Annotated in this window: 14 protein-coding genes and 1 pseudogene; 12 read left to right on the top strand and 3 right to left on the bottom strand. The window is 64.4% G+C overall.

Annotation, left to right across the window (positions count from 1 at the left end):
• Nucleotides 1–5: 5 nt before the first annotated feature.
• Entirely contained in the window at nt 6–230 is a 225-nt protein-coding gene (locus CHB96_RS15190; protein WP_089247618.1) for an autophagy-related protein 2, read from the top strand.
• A 2-nt stretch (nt 231–232) separates the two neighbouring features.
• Here the strand turns inward: CHB96_RS15190 and CHB96_RS15185 are convergent, their stop codons facing one another.
• Entirely contained in the window at nt 233–622 is a 390-nt protein-coding gene (locus CHB96_RS15185; protein ID WP_089247616.1) for an SRPBCC family protein, read from the bottom strand.
• 105 nt (nt 623–727) lie between these two features.
• Here CHB96_RS15185 and CHB96_RS15180 point away from each other — a divergent pair, with 105 nt between their 5' ends.
• Both CHB96_RS15180 and CHB96_RS15175 read left to right on the top strand, forming a co-directional pair.
• Entirely contained in the window at nt 728–1843 is a 1116-nt protein-coding gene (locus tag CHB96_RS15180) for a glycosyltransferase (RefSeq protein WP_089247614.1), read from the top strand.
• A 17-nt stretch (nt 1844–1860) separates the two neighbouring features.
• Nucleotides 1861–2493: a DUF1707 SHOCT-like domain-containing protein gene (locus tag CHB96_RS15175; protein WP_089247612.1), complete on the top strand. Its 633-nt coding sequence runs from the start codon at nt 1861–1863 to the stop codon at nt 2491–2493.
• Between the two features lie 5 nt (nt 2494–2498).
• On the opposite strand, the gene CHB96_RS15170 is transcribed toward CHB96_RS15175, so the two are convergent.
• Both CHB96_RS15170 and CHB96_RS15165 read right to left on the bottom strand, forming a co-directional pair.
• Nucleotides 2499–3563 carry an LLM class flavin-dependent oxidoreductase gene (locus CHB96_RS15170; RefSeq protein ID WP_089247610.1) on the bottom strand — a complete coding sequence of 355 codons (1065 nt, stop codon included), beginning with the start codon at nt 3561–3563 and terminating at the stop codon, nt 2499–2501.
• 2 nt (nt 3564–3565) lie between these two features.
• Nucleotides 3566–4888, bottom strand: coding sequence for an O-acetylhomoserine aminocarboxypropyltransferase/cysteine synthase family protein (locus tag CHB96_RS15165; RefSeq protein ID WP_089247608.1), 1323 nt, complete (start codon nt 4886–4888; stop codon nt 3566–3568).
• A gap of 194 nt (nt 4889–5082) precedes the next feature.
• Between CHB96_RS15165 and CHB96_RS15160 the strand changes: the two genes are divergently transcribed.
• The 9 genes and pseudogenes from CHB96_RS15160 (at nt 5083) to CHB96_RS15120 (ending at nt 15135) form a co-directional block, all read left to right on the top strand.
• A complete protein-coding gene (locus CHB96_RS15160) occupies nt 5083–5766 on the top strand; it encodes an alpha/beta hydrolase (RefSeq protein ID WP_089247606.1) in 684 nt (227 codons plus the stop codon).
• A gap of 8 nt (nt 5767–5774) precedes the next feature.
• Nucleotides 5775–7139: an aminotransferase class I/II-fold pyridoxal phosphate-dependent enzyme gene (locus CHB96_RS15155; RefSeq protein ID WP_089247604.1), complete on the top strand. Its 1365-nt coding sequence runs from the start codon at nt 5775–5777 to the stop codon at nt 7137–7139.
• A 148-nt stretch (nt 7140–7287) separates the two neighbouring features.
• Nucleotides 7288–8670 carry an LLM class flavin-dependent oxidoreductase gene (locus CHB96_RS15150; protein ID WP_089247602.1) on the top strand — a complete coding sequence of 461 codons (1383 nt, stop codon included), beginning with the start codon at nt 7288–7290 and terminating at the stop codon, nt 8668–8670.
• Nucleotides 8671–8701: 31 nt separating this feature from the next.
• Nucleotides 8702–10225, top strand: a complete 1524-nt coding sequence (locus tag CHB96_RS15145; protein ID WP_089247600.1) for an ABC transporter substrate-binding protein — start codon at nt 8702–8704, stop codon at nt 10223–10225.
• Nucleotides 10222–11250: an ABC transporter permease gene (locus CHB96_RS15140; RefSeq protein ID WP_089247598.1), complete on the top strand. Its 1029-nt coding sequence runs from the start codon at nt 10222–10224 to the stop codon at nt 11248–11250. Before CHB96_RS15145 ends, CHB96_RS15140 begins: the two co-directional genes overlap by 4 nt.
• Nucleotides 11251–11258: 8 nt before the next feature.
• Nucleotides 11259–12119 (top strand): ABC transporter permease, encoded by an 861-nt coding sequence (locus tag CHB96_RS15135; protein WP_089247596.1) that lies wholly within the window; start codon nt 11259–11261, stop codon nt 12117–12119.
• Entirely contained in the window at nt 12109–12972 is an 864-nt protein-coding gene (locus CHB96_RS15130) for an ABC transporter ATP-binding protein (RefSeq protein WP_089247594.1), read from the top strand. Before CHB96_RS15135 ends, CHB96_RS15130 begins: the two co-directional genes overlap by 11 nt.
• Nucleotides 12962–13810 (top strand): ABC transporter ATP-binding protein, encoded by an 849-nt coding sequence (locus tag CHB96_RS15125; protein ID WP_089247592.1) that lies wholly within the window; start codon nt 12962–12964, stop codon nt 13808–13810. Before CHB96_RS15130 ends, CHB96_RS15125 begins: the two co-directional genes overlap by 11 nt.
• Nucleotides 13807–15135, top strand: a pseudogene (locus tag CHB96_RS15120) (NtaA/DmoA family FMN-dependent monooxygenase). The gene CHB96_RS15125 and the pseudogene CHB96_RS15120 overlap by 4 nt, the downstream one beginning before the upstream one ends.
• Nucleotides 15136–15177 lie beyond the last annotated feature (42 nt).

The raw sequence follows: 15177 nt of genomic DNA, 5'->3' as shown, positions 1-15177 counted from the left end.
TCGGTATGACCGACACAGACAAGCCCGTGGACACCACCGTCGACCCGACCGAGAAGTCACGCGGTACCGACGCGGATACCGGTCAAAGCGCAGACGAGCGCGGTGAAGCGATCCACGAATTCGACGACCACCTGGACGGATCCGGTGACACGCCGTCGTTGCCGACGCCCGATCCCGAGGACGTCACGGACACCCCGACGGACCCGAAGACGACGACCCGGACCGAGTGAGGTCAGTCCCGGACGAGGTTCATCAGGGCCAGTTTGGTGACCGGTGCGTAGGGGATCACGAGTGCCGGTGATCCGCTGATCGTCAGCCACGTGCGTGAGCCGTTCGGACGTGACGCGACTCCATGGGTGAGCGTCAGTGCGAGCAATCGGTATTGCCACCACGCCTTCCATGTCCACGTCCAGTGATCCTCGTCCACGGCGAGCACCTCGAAGTCGATGCGCACGCAGAGTGGACCTTCGACTCGGCCCGAGGTCTCGGCTCGTAGCCTGGGCTCGCCGTACTGAACTCCGCTGATCTGCGGCGCCCACGAAGGCCATCGGTCGGGGTTCATGTAGCGCTCCCACACCACGTCCGCGGGGGCCGAGCCGGATGCCTGGACAGTTGTCTGCACGAGTGAAGGCCTACCCCGCGCAGCGGCAGCGAAACGCCGGACAATTCGTCGACAATTGGTGTAACGGTCATCTTCCCGACGGCAGAGCCGTCGACACTGGACCCAGTGCGCATCGTGCAGCTCGCGAATTTCTACGGCCCGCGTTCGGGAGGTCTACGAACGGCCGTCGACCAGCTGGGTGCGGGATACTCCGCGCGTGGACACGAAGTGGTGCTGGTGGTCCCGGGCGCCGATCGGAGAGAAGAAGTGCTTTCGACGGGTGTCCTCCGGATAACCGTTCCAGCACTGAGGCTTCCGCTCACCGGTGGGTACCGAGCCGTCCATCCCAGTGCGGTCACCGACATCACCGCCGGACTGCGACCCGACGTCCTCGAAGTGTCCGATCGGCTGACGCTGCGGGGCATGGGTGCCTGGGCGTCGCGTCGCGGCGTCGGGAGCGTCATGATTTCGCATGAACGGCTGGATCGGCTTCTCGCGCAGGTGATGCCACGTCGGACCGCGCGTGCCTTGGCCGATGTCGCCAATCGACGCACCGCCGAATCCTACGACGCAGTGGTCTGCACAACGGGTTTCGCGCGCAGGGAATTCGAACGCATCGGTGTTCGCAACATTTCCGAGGTGCCACTGGGCGTCGACCTGGATCTCTTTCATCCAGCGCGGCGAACTGCTGCACGCTCACCATGGCACCGCGATGCCGATGCGTTGCTCGTGCACTGCGGCCGACTGTCTGTCGAGAAGCGGGTGGATCGCAGCATCGATTCCATTGCAGCACTGAGTGACTCGGGCGCGAACGTTCGGCTCGTGATCGCGGGCGACGGGCCCCGTCGGGCAGGGCTCGAGCGTCGGGCACGAGGGCTGCCGATCGACTTTCTCGGATTCGTCGATTCGCGCGTCGAACTTGCCTCGCTGCTTGCCTCGGCCGACGTGGCGCTCGCGCCGGGCCCGCACGAGACGTTCGGGCTCGCCGCCCTCGAATCGCTCGCCGCGGGAACACCCGTCGTCGTGTCTCGGTCGTCGGCGCTAGCGGACATCGTGACGCCGGCATGCGGAGGCCGATTCGACGACACCGCCGATGGGTTCGCGTCGGAACTGGGTCGGGTTCTGGGTCTGCCGTCGATCGCGCGACGTTCGGCCGCGCGCAGCAGGGCGGAACAATTCGGCTGGCCTGCGTCCGTGGACGGCATGCTGGGTGTTCTCGGTCGTGGCTCGTCCCGTGTCTGACCCCTATCCTGGTGGGCATGGAGGCGAGGAATCTACGGGTGTCCGATGCGGAGAAGGAACATGTCGGGCAGCTGCTGCAGAAAGCTGTCGGTCTGGGGATGCTGTCGCTCGGTGAGTTCACCGAACGGATGGACACAGCCCTGGCCGCGAAGACGCGGGGTGAGCTGAACTCCGTCCTCGCCGATCTCCCCGGGATGCAGATCGCGGAAGACCAGCGGCCGCTGCGCACTCCCCAGGTCACGCCGCAGGTGGCCACCTCGCCCAGTACGTGGGACAGCGGCGCCGGGAGCGTCGTGAAAGGAACGATGTCGACGGTCAGCAGGAAAGGACCGTGGCACGTGCCCCCGCGATTGTCGATCGAAAGCAAGATGTCGACGGTGACGCTCGACTTCACACAGGCGATCATGTCGACGCAGGTGGTGGAAATCTCGGTCGACGACTATTGCAGCACCATCTCGCTCGTCGTCCCACAAGAGGCCACCGTCGACCTGAACGGCGTCGAAACCATCGGAGGCAGTGCGAACAACAAGGTGCGCACCGGGCCGCCGATCGGACGGCTGCACGTCATCGTGCGCGGCAAGATCCGGTTCGGTTCGATCACCGCCAAACATCCGATGGGCACGTCTCTCCGTCGGATGTTCGGCGGGTAGATCTCTCAGACTGTCAGGGGAGCTCGCGCCGAAGCCGGTACCAGCGGGAACACCTGCTCGGCGATCCGTGCGAGTTCGTCGTGCGCGGGTGAACTCTGAATGAGCAACAGTGTCAGGCCCGCGTCCTGGTAGGCGGCGATCTTCTCGGCGACCTGTTCTGCGGTGCCGACCAGATCCGGGCGTAAGCCGCGCGTGCCGACCGAGTATTCGCGTCGGGACACCTCGACGTCGAGCTCCGAGTTCTTCACGAACTCCTCGAACGAGGCGTAGCCCGGCGAATTCGGGTCGACGGTCGTGATTCGCTCGAGTTCGGCGCGCGCTTCCTTCTCGGTGTCGCGGACGATGACGAAGCACGACATCCCGAATTCGGCCATGTCCCGCTGGTGAATCCGCTGAGACCGAGTGTTCATGTCGGCGATCTTCGTCCGAACCTCGTCGACGGTCCCGCCGTGCAGAACATACGAATCGGCGAAGGTTGCAATCGATTCCCGGCCGCTCTCGCTTTCGCCTCCGGCGAAGATCGGCGGTATGGCAGCCGGTTTGGGTGACAGGATCGACCCCTCGACGGAGAAATGTTCACCGCTGTAGTCGAACGGTGTCTTCTCCCACAGGCCGCGTAGCACATCGACGAATTCGGTTGCCTGACGGTACCGTTCGTCGTGGCGAGTGAAGGCACCACCGTACTGGCGTGCCTCCTCCTCCCACCATGCAGCGACGACATTGAGCGAGAAGCGGGCCGCACCGTCGACCGTTCCTGCGATGTCGCTGATGGTCGCGGACTCCTTCGCGGTCACCGCGGGCAGGTGAAACCCGGGACGCACCGCAGTCATGACCCGAAGACGTTGTGTGACAGCAAGTATCGCCGACGACAGCGACCACGCTTCGAGGCTCGGTGCAGCGATGCCCTTGCGGTCGTTCAAGTAGAGCTCGGGAACCAACGTGGTGTGGTAGCCGAGACGATCCGCGAGCAGCGACAGCTCCTTGACGTACTCCCACGTTGCAGGCATGGCCTCGTCGTCGACGTTGCGAAGGAAGCCGCCGTAGATGGGTGTCCAGTATCCGAAATCCATTGTCATTCCTCCGTGATGGCGTCGAGGGAGATGCGCAGATCCTCGATGAGGTCGTCGGTGTTCTCGAGGCCGATGGACAACCGAATCGTCGAGTTGCCGAAGCCGGCGAGCTCCAGTTGGTCGTCGGTGAGATGGCTGTGCGTCGTCGTTGCGGGGTGAACGACGAGGGACCGCGCATCGCCGATGTTCGCGACGATCGCGAACAGTCGCAGTGAGTCGACGAACTTGCCGATCCTCGCGAGGTCGTCGACGGCGAGATCGAACGAGAACACCGACCCCGCGCCTCTCGGCAGGTAACGTTTCGCCGCGTCGTGCCACCGGTTGTTCTCCAGCGCTGGATAATTCACCCGGACGACGGCAGGATGCGCATCGAGGAATCTCGCGACGGCCGTAGCCGACGACACCTGCCGGTCCAACCGCAGGTCGAGCGTCTCCAGTCCCTGCAGAAGCTGAAACGAATTGAACGGCGACAGGGCAGGCCCGAGGTCGTGGACCACCTTGGTCTTCGCGTAGACGAGGTAGGCGCTACGGTCGCGGCCGAACGCATCCCACAGCACGATGTCCCCGACCCGGGGATACGGCTCTGTGAACTGAGGCCACCGTGCAGGCTCGGCCCCGAAGTCGAACGTTCCGAGGTCGACGATCACACCACCGAGCGACGTCCCGTGACCGCCGATGAACTTCGTCGCGGAGTACACAGCGATGTCCGCACCGAAATCCCTGGGCTGCAACAGGTACGGCGTCGCAATGGTGTTGTCGACGACGAACGGCACACCGACCTCGTGTGCGATGGTCGCGATCGCTTCGATGTCGAGGACGGACGCGACGGGATTGCCGATACTCTCGGCGAAGAACGCGCGCGTCTCGGGTCGGGCCGCGCGACGCCATGCCTCCAGGTCGTCCTGATCGACAAGCGTCACGTCGATTCCGAAGTCCGCGAACAAGTCGGTCAACAGGTCGACGGTTCCGCCGTACAACTGCCTCGCGGCGACGATGTGCTGCCCGGTCTTGGCCAGTGCGAGCAACGCGACGGCGACCGCGGCCTGTCCCGACGCCGTCGCCAGCGCGGCGACTCCGCCGTCGAGGTCGGCCATGCGTTCTTCGAACACGGCCTGCGTCGGGTTGCCGGTCCGGCTGTACAGATTGCCCTTGCGGCGCAGAGCGAAGATCTCGCGTGCCTGGTCGAAGCTGCCGAAGTCGTAGGCGACCGATTGATAGATCGGCGGGACGGCAGTGTTCTGAGCAACCCCTGGTCGGTACCCGGCACGGACCTGCCTGGTCGCGAAACCCGGAGGCAGGTTCTCAGAGCCCGAAGGCTGGGACATGGGTGTATCGCCCTTTCGTCGATCAGGGGCCGCGAGGTTTGTGCGACGTCGAGAACAAATATGTTCCGAACAAAACACTATGTATCGACCGTTTGCACGACTTTTGTTCTGCCCGATTTTTAGTCTTGTTCGATTCGTTTGTTCGAGACAAAGTGGCGACACAACCTGCGCATACATCTCGAGTAAGGACATCTGTGAGCATCGACTGGCTGGAACCCGAAACGAACGTGCGTGGCTCGGTGGTCGTCGTGACCGGTCGGGGTGAGCACGCGGGGGTCTACGCCCGATTCGCACGTCGAATCGCGTTCGACGGGTACCGCGTCGCCGTCGTCGAGAACCAGCCTGCTGTGACCGATGCCGTCACCAGCGCCGACGCGTCGCTGCCGGTCGTGGTCGTCGGATCCGACAGTGGCGCGCTGACGGCTTTGGCGGTCGCGTCGTCGAACGATGCCGTCACCGCGGCCGTCGCGGCAGGACTTCTTGTCGACACCACGACCACGTGGGACGACGAGCTCGACGTCCGTTCTGCGTGCCCGGTTCACCGCGGCGTCTTGGGCGACGCGGCCAGCCTCGACCGCGGTGTATTGGCGACGGAAGCGCCGACTGCGACCGCCGGCGTGCTCGCCGAAGTTCGCGTCCCCACTCTGGTCGTGCACGGAGCATCCGACGTGGTCAGCTCGGTCGACGCCGTCACCCGACTCGCCGAAGAGCTGCCCGACGCCCGTGTCGTGCTCGTCGACGGCGGACGCCACGACATTCTCAACGACGTCTCCCATCGCTCCGTGGCTGCAGAGATCGTCCAGTTTCTCGAACGACTCCGACTTCCCGGCGCGCCGGACATCATCGTCCGTGCCGCGGGCGCCCTCGCGACGCGGTAGTCGACTTCATGGGAACTCTCTTGGATTCGGATGCGATTGCGCCCGAGTGGCTGTTCGAGCGCATCGCGGGCCGAAGCGGCGATCTCGCCGACGCGATCGCCGACCTGATCAGGTCGGGTGAGTTGTCGCCCGGTGATCGGTTGCCGACGGTCCGTGCGCTTGCCAAGGCCGGTGAGTTCAGCGTCGGATCGATCGTCCACGCGTGGGGCCAACTGCAGGAGCAAGGCTTCGTGCAGACACGTCGCCGCGGCGGCACCGTCGTACTTCCGCCTCGGGACAGCGTGCCCGAGAGGGGAATTCCCGATTGGCGTGGCGTAGACCTGGCGCAGAACGCTCCGGACCTGGCGTTGCAGCCATCGCTGTCGGACGCGTTGATGTCCAGCCTCGGTGCCGAGACATTGAATGTATTCGGTCGCGAGCTGATGACCGAACGGCTGAGGATCGCCGTGGCAGGCGGGTGGCCGTTCGAGCCGCAGGCGTGGGCGACGGCCGGTGGCGGAACCGAAGCCTTGCTGCTCGCGATCGAGGCAGCAGCCCCACCTGGGTCGACGATCGCCGTCGACGAACCCCTCGGACCCGGTGTGCTGGACACGATTCGGGACCTCGGACTGCACGCGATCGGGGTCGACGCGGACTCCGGTGGACCGAAGCCCGACTCGCTCGATCTCGCTTTACGTTCGGGTGCAGTAGCTTTCGTGTTCCAGCCGGGTGCGCCGTTCGCCGTCGACCATGTCGTGTCCGCCGAGAGGACGTCGCAACTGGCTCGGGTACTCGAACGGCACAGGGGCGTATGGGTGATCGAGGACGACTCCATCGGCCCTCTCGAGTCCGAGGAGTTGCCGTCGCTCGGTGTCGTTCTGCCCGATCGTGTCGTGCGAATTCGCAGTTACTGCAAGGCATACGGCATCGACGTCCGCACATCGGTTCTCGGTGGATCGAAGGATCTGATCGAGACCGCGATGAAATTGCGAAGCCACGGAGTCGGCTCGAACAGTCGGATTCTGCAGAACACGCTCGCCTATCTCATCGGCAGCGACGACGCCAAGCGCTCGGTCGATCTCGCGCGAGACCGCTACGCATCCAGGCGCGGAGCGCTCCTCGGTGCACTGCGCGCCCGCGGCATCGAAGCATTCGCAGGGCGGCACAGCCTGGTCGTGTGGGTCGCGGTGACGGACGAGACCGCGGCACTCGTCGCCCTGGCGCGTCAGGGGATCTCCGTCGGCGCGGGCTCACGCTCGTTCGTCGAGCAGTCCGGACGCAACCTGCTGCGGATCTCGGCGACCCAATTGCCCGACGAGACAGAAGGAATCGATCAGTTGGCCGATCTGGTCGCCATCGCCGTGGCCGAATCGGCGAGGGAGTACTTCGACTGACGATGTTTGTTCGAACCACCTCGCGCAACAAAACAATATGTTTCAAACCATCGAGAATTTAACTCTCGGCAGACGATCTTTTGTTCCATACACTTTCCCGCAGCGTGCCGAACAACGACCTTTCGGCATATGACGAAGGAGTACAGCCATGACGAAACGGCAACTGAAATTGGGGGCCGTTCTCACCCCGACCGGTGGCCCCGGTCATCCCTACTCGTGGCTCGACCCCGAGATCCCCGGTGACGCCAGCGTCGACATCGACTGGTACATCCAGTACGCCCGCTTGGCCGAGCAGGCGAAATTCGATCTCGTCTTCATCGTCGACAGCCAGTTCATCACCCCGTCGTCGCCGCCTCACTACCTCAACCGCCTCGAACCGCTGACGTTGTTGTCCGCGTTGGCCGTTGCCACCGATCACATCGGTCTCGTGGGGACGCTCACGACGTCGTTCAACCAGCCGTTCAATGTCGCCCGACGCTTCTCCTCGCTCGACTTGATCAGTCGCGGTCGGGCCGGATGGAACGTCGTCACCAGTGGCGACGCAGGCACAGCGGGTAACTACAGTCTCGACGAGCACTACGACTACGCGACGCGGTACGGGCGTGCGCTCGAGCACGTCGAGGTCGTCAAGGCGCTGTGGGATTCTTACGAGGACGACGCATTTCCGCGCGACAAGGATGCACGTACGTTCCTCGATCCGAGCAAGCTGCACACTCTCGACCATCGCGGTGAGTACTTCTCGGTCGTCGGCCCACTCAACATCGAGCGCTCTCGTCAGGGCCAGCCGGTCATCTTCCAAGCAGGCGACTCAGAGCAGGGCCGCGACCTCGGTGCACGTATCGCCGACGGAATCTTCACGCACGCACCCAATTTCGACGCAGGCGCCGCCTTCTATGCGGACATCAAGGGTCGCGCGGCCGCATACGGTCGTGATCCCGAGGACATCGTCGTCCTGCCCGGTGTGTCGGTCACGGTGGGCGACACCGACGACGACGCACGCGAACTGGAGCTCGCAACGCAGCTGGCGGACAACGACTTCGACAAATCCGTGCAAGAGCTCGGCCGTCCGTTCGGTTGGCACGACTTCACTCGGTACGATCTGGATGCACCGTTCCCCACCTCGGCTCTGCAACACGCCGAGCGAAGCTTCTACACGCAGGCCAAGAAGATCACCGACCTCGCGGTCGACCGCGGCTTCACGCTGCGTCAGACGGTCGAGGCGTTGAACGCGCCGAAGAAGTCCCCGTTCACCGGTAGTGCGGTGACCGTGGCCGACGAACTGCAGCGCTGGTTCGACGGCCGTGCACTCGACGGCATCAACATCCACATCGGCCACCCGGCACAGTTCCAGCGTTTCGTCGACGAGGTTCTGCCGATCCTGCGCGAACGCGGCGTCGTGCGCGAGGACTACGAAGGAAACACGTTGCGCGACAACCTCGGTCTTCCTTTCGTGGAGAACCGCCACACCCGCGCTACCCGCGACGGTATCGCTCCGCCGCCGCTCCCCGGTTCGCTGTCCGCGACCGTCTGACCACCGTCAACATTCTCTCCAGGAGTATCAAGTGAGCAAGTCGGGTCGGCGTCTCGCCGGCGTAGCAGCACTCGGGGTCATCGTGTCCCTTGTCGCAACCGCATGCGGTGGCGCGAGCGGATCCGAAGGGTCCGAGGTCAAGTGGGCGTTCAGCCTGCCCACGTCGTGGGATCCGGTGACCAGCCGCACCGGCAACGACATCAACACCATCAGCCTCGCGTACGCGTCGCTGACCCGCCTCGACGAGAGCGGCGACGTCGAACCGTCGCTCGCCGAGAGCTGGGAGTACGACCCCACCGGAACCGCAGTGACCTTCACGCTGCGCGAGGGCCTGACGTTCTCCGACGGCACCGCGCTCGACGCGGCCGCCGTCAAGGCGTTCTTCGATCGCGGTAAGACGCAGGAGGATTCGTTCCTCAAAGATCAGTTGGCCGACGTCACCGAAGTCACTGCCGACAGCGCCACCGACGTGACTCTGAAGCTGGCGTACCCGGACTACCAGATTCCGTACCTGGTAGCAGGACGCACCGGCGCGATCTCGAGCCCGGCCGCCGCGTCGGACACACAGAAGCTCAGCGTGTGGCCCGTCGGAGCAGGCCCGTTCAAGATCACCGAGTTCGTCGCCGAGGACCATGCGTACTTCGAGAAGAACCCGGACTACTGGGATGCGGCGAACATCAACATCGATCGGTTCGAGTTGACCGTCGCACCTGACCCGGCGACCCTCGTCGCAGGCGTACAGTCCGGCTCGATCGACTTCGCGACATTGCCTGCGCTGCAAGCGAAGGAAGCCGAAGCAGCGGGACTGAACGTGACCGTCGAACCGTCGTTGGCCGCGAACAACGTCTCGATCAACCTGAACAAGGCGCCGTTCGACAACCCCAAGGTGGTCGAAGCATTCCGATACGCCTTCGATCGGCAGGCGTTCGTCGACGTCATCACCGGCGGACTCGGCAGTACGACGAGCCAGCCGTTCCCGGAGGGCTACCTCGCGTTCAACCCCGAGATCGAAGACCTGTGGAGCTACGATCCCGACCGTGCGGTGAGCCTGCTGCAGGAGGCCGGGTACGGGCCGGGACAGTTGTCTATCCAGATCACCGCGATGTCGACGGCAACCGACCGTGCGGAACTCGCACAGGCGCAGCTGAAGAAGATCGGCGTCGAGTCGACCATCTCCGTCGTGCCGCCGGGGTCGTCCACATGGCAGAGCGAGGTCTACCTCGCGAAGAACCCGCAGCTCGCAACGGACGGCACCATCGGGCGCGAGTCGCCGGTGCAGAACCTGCTGGCCACGTACGGGCCCCAGGGCATCATGAACCTCTCCGGACCGCACGCATCACCCGAGTTCACCGCCGCGCTCGAAGAGGTGCGCAGCACGCCGATCGAGGATCCCGAGTACAAGAACCGCCTGTGGAATGCTGTGAAGGTCGGTGTGGAGCAGTCGCCCACCAACTACCTGTTCAGCACCCCGTGGATCATCGTGTCGAACCCTGATCTGCAGAACCTGAACATCCTCCCGTCCCAGGTCCGATGGGAAGGCGTCACGGTCTCATGACGACGACGACGGCGATCGAATCCGCTCGCACCGAGGGAGTACCAGCGCCCTCGGTGTGGGCGGTGCGGCTGCGCGCGGTTCTACGTGTCGTTCTCGGCACCGTACTGATCGTCGTTCCGGTCTTTCTGTTCTCGACGCTCATCACGTTCCTCCTCGGTGCGACAAGCGGATTGAACCCGGCCGCAGGCATCGCCGGGGACGCGGCGACTCCGGAGACCATCGCTCGAATCGACGCCGAGTTCGGTCTCGACAAACCGGTGTGGGCTCAGTACACCGATTGGATGTCCGGAGTCCTGACGGGTGACCTCGGCGTCTCGTGGTTCAACCGAATTCCCGTGTCCGAACTCATCGGTCAGCGTCTGGCGGTCAGCGCATCGATCGCCGGACTGGCTCTCGTGATCGGACTGATCTTCGGCGTCGGCCTCGGTCTGCTGGCTGCGGTGTACCGGGGGAGCTTGTTCGACAGGGCCGTCACGGCTTACACGTCGGTGGTATCGACACTTCCGCCGTTCGTCATCTCGATCGGGTTGATCCTCGTGTTCAGCGTGTGGCTCGGCTGGTTGCCGTCCGCGGGTTACGTTCCGCTGGAGGAAGATCCAGGACGATGGCTGATGCTGGTGATCATGCCCGCCGTCGCGCTGAGCATGGACGTCGTCGCCGACATCGCCCGCCAGCTACGGACGGGCCTGGTCGCCGAACTCGACCAGAACTACATCGTCGGCGCAGTCGTCCGAGGGATCAGTCCGCGAAGAATCCTGTTCGTCCACGCGCTCCGAAACGGTGCTGGCCCGGCACTTGCGATCCTCGGCATGAAGATTCCGACGCTGATCGGCGGCGCGGTCGTCATGGAGACGATGTTCTCGATGCCCGGATTCGGTCGTCTCGCAGCCGATTCGGCGCTCCGCGGAGACGTGCCCATCGTGCAGGGCACTCTCGTCGTCGCCATCGTGTTCGTGTTGGTGTGCAACATCGTCGTCAACATCACCCAGGGCACCCTCCAGCCTGCAGCCAAGCGGAGAGAGTGAAACAAGACATGTTCTCGACACTCGTGCGATACCGATCGGTGCAGCTGGCGTTCGCCGTCTTGGCGATCGTCGTACTCCTCGCCGTCCTCGGACCTGTGCTTGCCCCGTTCGACCCACTCGAACAGGACAGCACCGCGATTCTCCAGGGCCCGAGTTCGGTGCACTGGCTCGGAACCGACAACGTCGGACGAGACGTGTTCAGCCGCGTGCTGGCCGGCTCGACGGTGTCGGTGCTGTCAGCACTGCAGTCCGTCGCGGTGGGCTTCCTGCTCGGCGTGATCCCCGGCTTCTTGTCGGTCTACCTCGGGCGCGGAGTCGAATGGTTCACGCTGCGATTGATGGATGCGTTGATCACCTTGCCGTTCCTCGTGTTCGCCGTGGCGATGACGGCGCTACTGGGTAACGGTCTCGCGCAAGCGATGTTCGCTGTCGGAATCCTCATCGCACCCGCGTTCTACCGCGTCACCCGCGCCGCGGCGATGACCGTCGCAACATCCCAGTACGTCGAAGCGGCGGCGCTGATGGGTGCGACGACACGCTGGATCGTGCTGCGCCATGCCGTCCGCAAGGTAGCGCCCGCCGTCGGCGTCACGTTCGCGACGATGACCGGCGCGAGTCTCGTCATCGTCGCATCGCTCACGTTCCTCGGAATCGGCGTCGTACCACCGAATCCCACGTGGGGTGGTTTGTTGGCGGGTGGGTTGCAGTACCTGTACCAAGCGCCGTGGTCACCCGTCGTTCCAGCGCTGTTGATCGTCGCGACCGTGTGGGCACTCAACGCCATCGCCGACGCGATACGCGACGCCACCGGACGCCCGAGGGCCCGACGCACACCCGAGACGAAGAAGGTCGCCGCCGATGTCCACTGAAACGGTCGAACTGACGAAAAGCGCTGCTAATAAGCGTGTTCCGATCTTGACGGTCAGCGATCTGCACATCGGCCTCGCCGACGGCACCGAGTTGGTGCGCGGCGTCGACTTCGTGCTGAACAAGGGCGGAGCGCTCGGTATCGTCGGCGAGTCCGGCAGCGGAAAGTCGTTGACGTGCAGAGCGATTCTCGGAATTCTGCCCGACGGCCTCGCAGTGTCCTCGGGTTCCATCGACTTCGACGGCACCGAGCTGACCGAGTTGAACAGCAAGCAATGGCGGCCACTGCGCGGAACACGAATTTCTGCGGTCTTCCAGGACCCGTCCGCCTATCTCAACCCGTCGATACGCGTCGGCGAGCAGCTTGCCGAGGCGCTCCGGGCGACCGTCGGGCTCTCGCGCAAGGATGCGAAGAAGCGCGCTGTCGAGCTGTTCGCCAAGATGGGGCTGCGCGATCCCGAATCGGTGTACCGGCAGCACCCGTACGAGCTGTCCGGAGGCATGCTGCAGCGAGTCTTGATCGCGATCGCGGTGTGCGCCGAACCAGAACTACTGATCGCCGACGAGGCCACCACCGCGCTCGATGTCACAGTGCAGGCCGTGGTTCTCGATCTCATCGACGACCTTCGCATCGAGCTCGGACTTGCCTTGGTCTTGGTCTCGCATGATCTGGCCGTCGTCGCGCAGGTGTGCGACGACGTCATCGTCATGCGCGACGGCGGTGTCGTGGAAGCGGGAACGGCCGAGCGGTTGATGAACGAACCTCGGCACGACTACACCCGGCAACTCGTGGACAACCACCGCGACTACGGGTTGGAAGCCGTGCTGGAGAAGGGAAACGCAGGTGTCCGATAACACTCCGCTTCTGCGTCTGAACGATCTGAGTGTCGATCGTGGTGTTCGAGCCAAGCGACGAACCATTCTGCACGGAATCGACCTGGACATCGCCGCCGGTGAGAAGATCGGTCTGATCGGCGAAAGCGGTTCAGGGAAAACCACTCTCGCGCGTACCGTCCTCGGTCTGATCAGCCCGGTGTCGGGGTCGGTCGAATTGAACGGCCGCAGAATCGATTCGCTGAGCAAGAACGAACTACGTGCACATCGCCGGAGCGGTGCAGTGCAGTACGTGTTTCAGGACCCGCTGGCCAGCCTCGACCCCGACATCGAGGTGGGAGACTCCATCGCCGAAGGTCTGATCGTGCGTGGAGGGCTGGACCGCAACGAGATTCGATCGAGGGTCGCCGACGCGGTCGCAAGTGTCGGCCTGGACCGAGACATTGCGTCGAGACTGCCCGCCGAGCTGTCGGGCGGTCAGCGTCAACGCATCGCGATCGCGCGCGCCGTCGTACTCGATCCTTCTCTGTTGCTGCTCGACGAGCCCGTCAGCGCCCTCGACTCGGTGAACCGGATTCAGATCCTGAAGCTGTTGACCGAACTCGGCAGGACTCGGAACATCGCCCAGCTGTTCATCTCTCACGATCTCGGTGCGGTCGCCGCGCTCGTCGACCGGATCGCCGTGCTGTATCAAGGCCGCATCGTCGAGGTGGGTCCGACTGCACGCGTCATCAATTCGCCCGCGCACCCGTACACGGCATTGCTCCTCGGCTCGGCGCCGACACTGTCCGGTGGAACCGTCAGCCGGGAACGTCGCCGCGAATTGCGACTCGCGCTGGCAGGGGAGAGTGCGTCGTGACGGACCGGTCGCTCGTGCTCGGAGCCGTGCTCGTCGGCGTCGGCGACGCGAGTGGCGCGCACCTGTGGCGCCACCCCGATGTCCCGACGACGGCAAGCATCGACATCGGCTGGTACATCGAGCAGGCCAGGGAGGCCGAGGACGCGAAGTTCGACTTCGTCTTCGTCGTCGACAGCCAGTACATCGACCCGGGTTTCCCTCCGCACCATCTCAATCGGCTCGAACCGCTGACCCTGCTGTCGGCTGTTGCCGTCTCTACCGAGCGTATCGGCGTCGTGGCGACCGTCAGTACCACGTACAGCGAGCCATGGGACATTGCCCGACGGTTGGCGTCGCTCGATCTGATCAGCGGTGGCCGGGCCGCGTAGAACATCGTCACCAGTCAGGATCCGGGCACGGCCGGGAATTTCAGTCGAACGGAACATGGGGACTACGCGACGCGGTATCGCCGGGCGCGGGAGAGCGTCGACGTCGTCACCGGTCTGTGGAACTCGTACGAGGACGATGCCTTCACGACCGACAAGACAGCGGAGCAGTTCCTGGACCCGGCGAAGCAACATCGGCTCGATCATGTCGGCGAATTCTTCTCCGTCACAGGGCCGTTGAACGTCCAGCGGTCCAAGCAAGGTCAGCCGGTGCTGATCCAGGCGGGTACGTCCGACGACGGTCGCGACCTCAGTGCTCAGGTCGCCGACGTCGTGTTCAGCTTCGCACGCACGAAAGAGTCTGCAGCGGAACTGAAATCGGACATACTGAGTCGGGCCCAGGGCCGCGACGACCTGCTGTTCGTCCCCGGCCTGAGCGTCGTGATCCGAGATACCGATGACGAGGCCCGTCAGGCGCTGGACGAGATCCACGCGCGTGTACCGATCGAACGGCTCCTGGCCCAGGTGCAGAGGCTGTTCGGTGGCCGCAGCTTCGTCTCCTACGACCTCGATGCTCCGTTCCCTCGGGTGGACCCGTCGACGCCCGAGTCCCTCGCGGGCGCTGCGTCACTGGCGTCCCAGGCCGCCGTACACGGGTGGACGCTGCGTCAGGCACTCCACAGCCTGATCGAGCATTGGGCGACGTTCGTCGGCACGCCCACCACGATCGCCGACGAGATCGAACGCTGGTACCGCAGTGGGGCGGCCGACGGCTTCAACCTGTTCGTGCAGGATCCGGGTGACTGGCGTCGCTTCAGGACCGAGGTGGTGCCGATACTCGTCGAACGTGGGCTTGCGCGCGCGGACTACACGTCGGACACTCTGCGCGGCCACCTCGGCCTGCCGATTCCGGAGAACACGCACACCGCGTCACGAAAACACCTAGTGACAACCGAGTAGGACTACTCAAGCCCGTGGGGCCAGGGTCCTGAAGGGTTTCCT

This window comes from Rhodococcoides kyotonense (assembly GCF_900188125.1).
Lineage (GTDB): Bacteria > Actinomycetota > Actinomycetes > Mycobacteriales > Mycobacteriaceae > Rhodococcoides > Rhodococcoides kyotonense.
The sequence above is the reverse complement of the archived record's forward strand: the minus strand, read 5'-3'. Positions and strand labels throughout refer to the sequence as shown.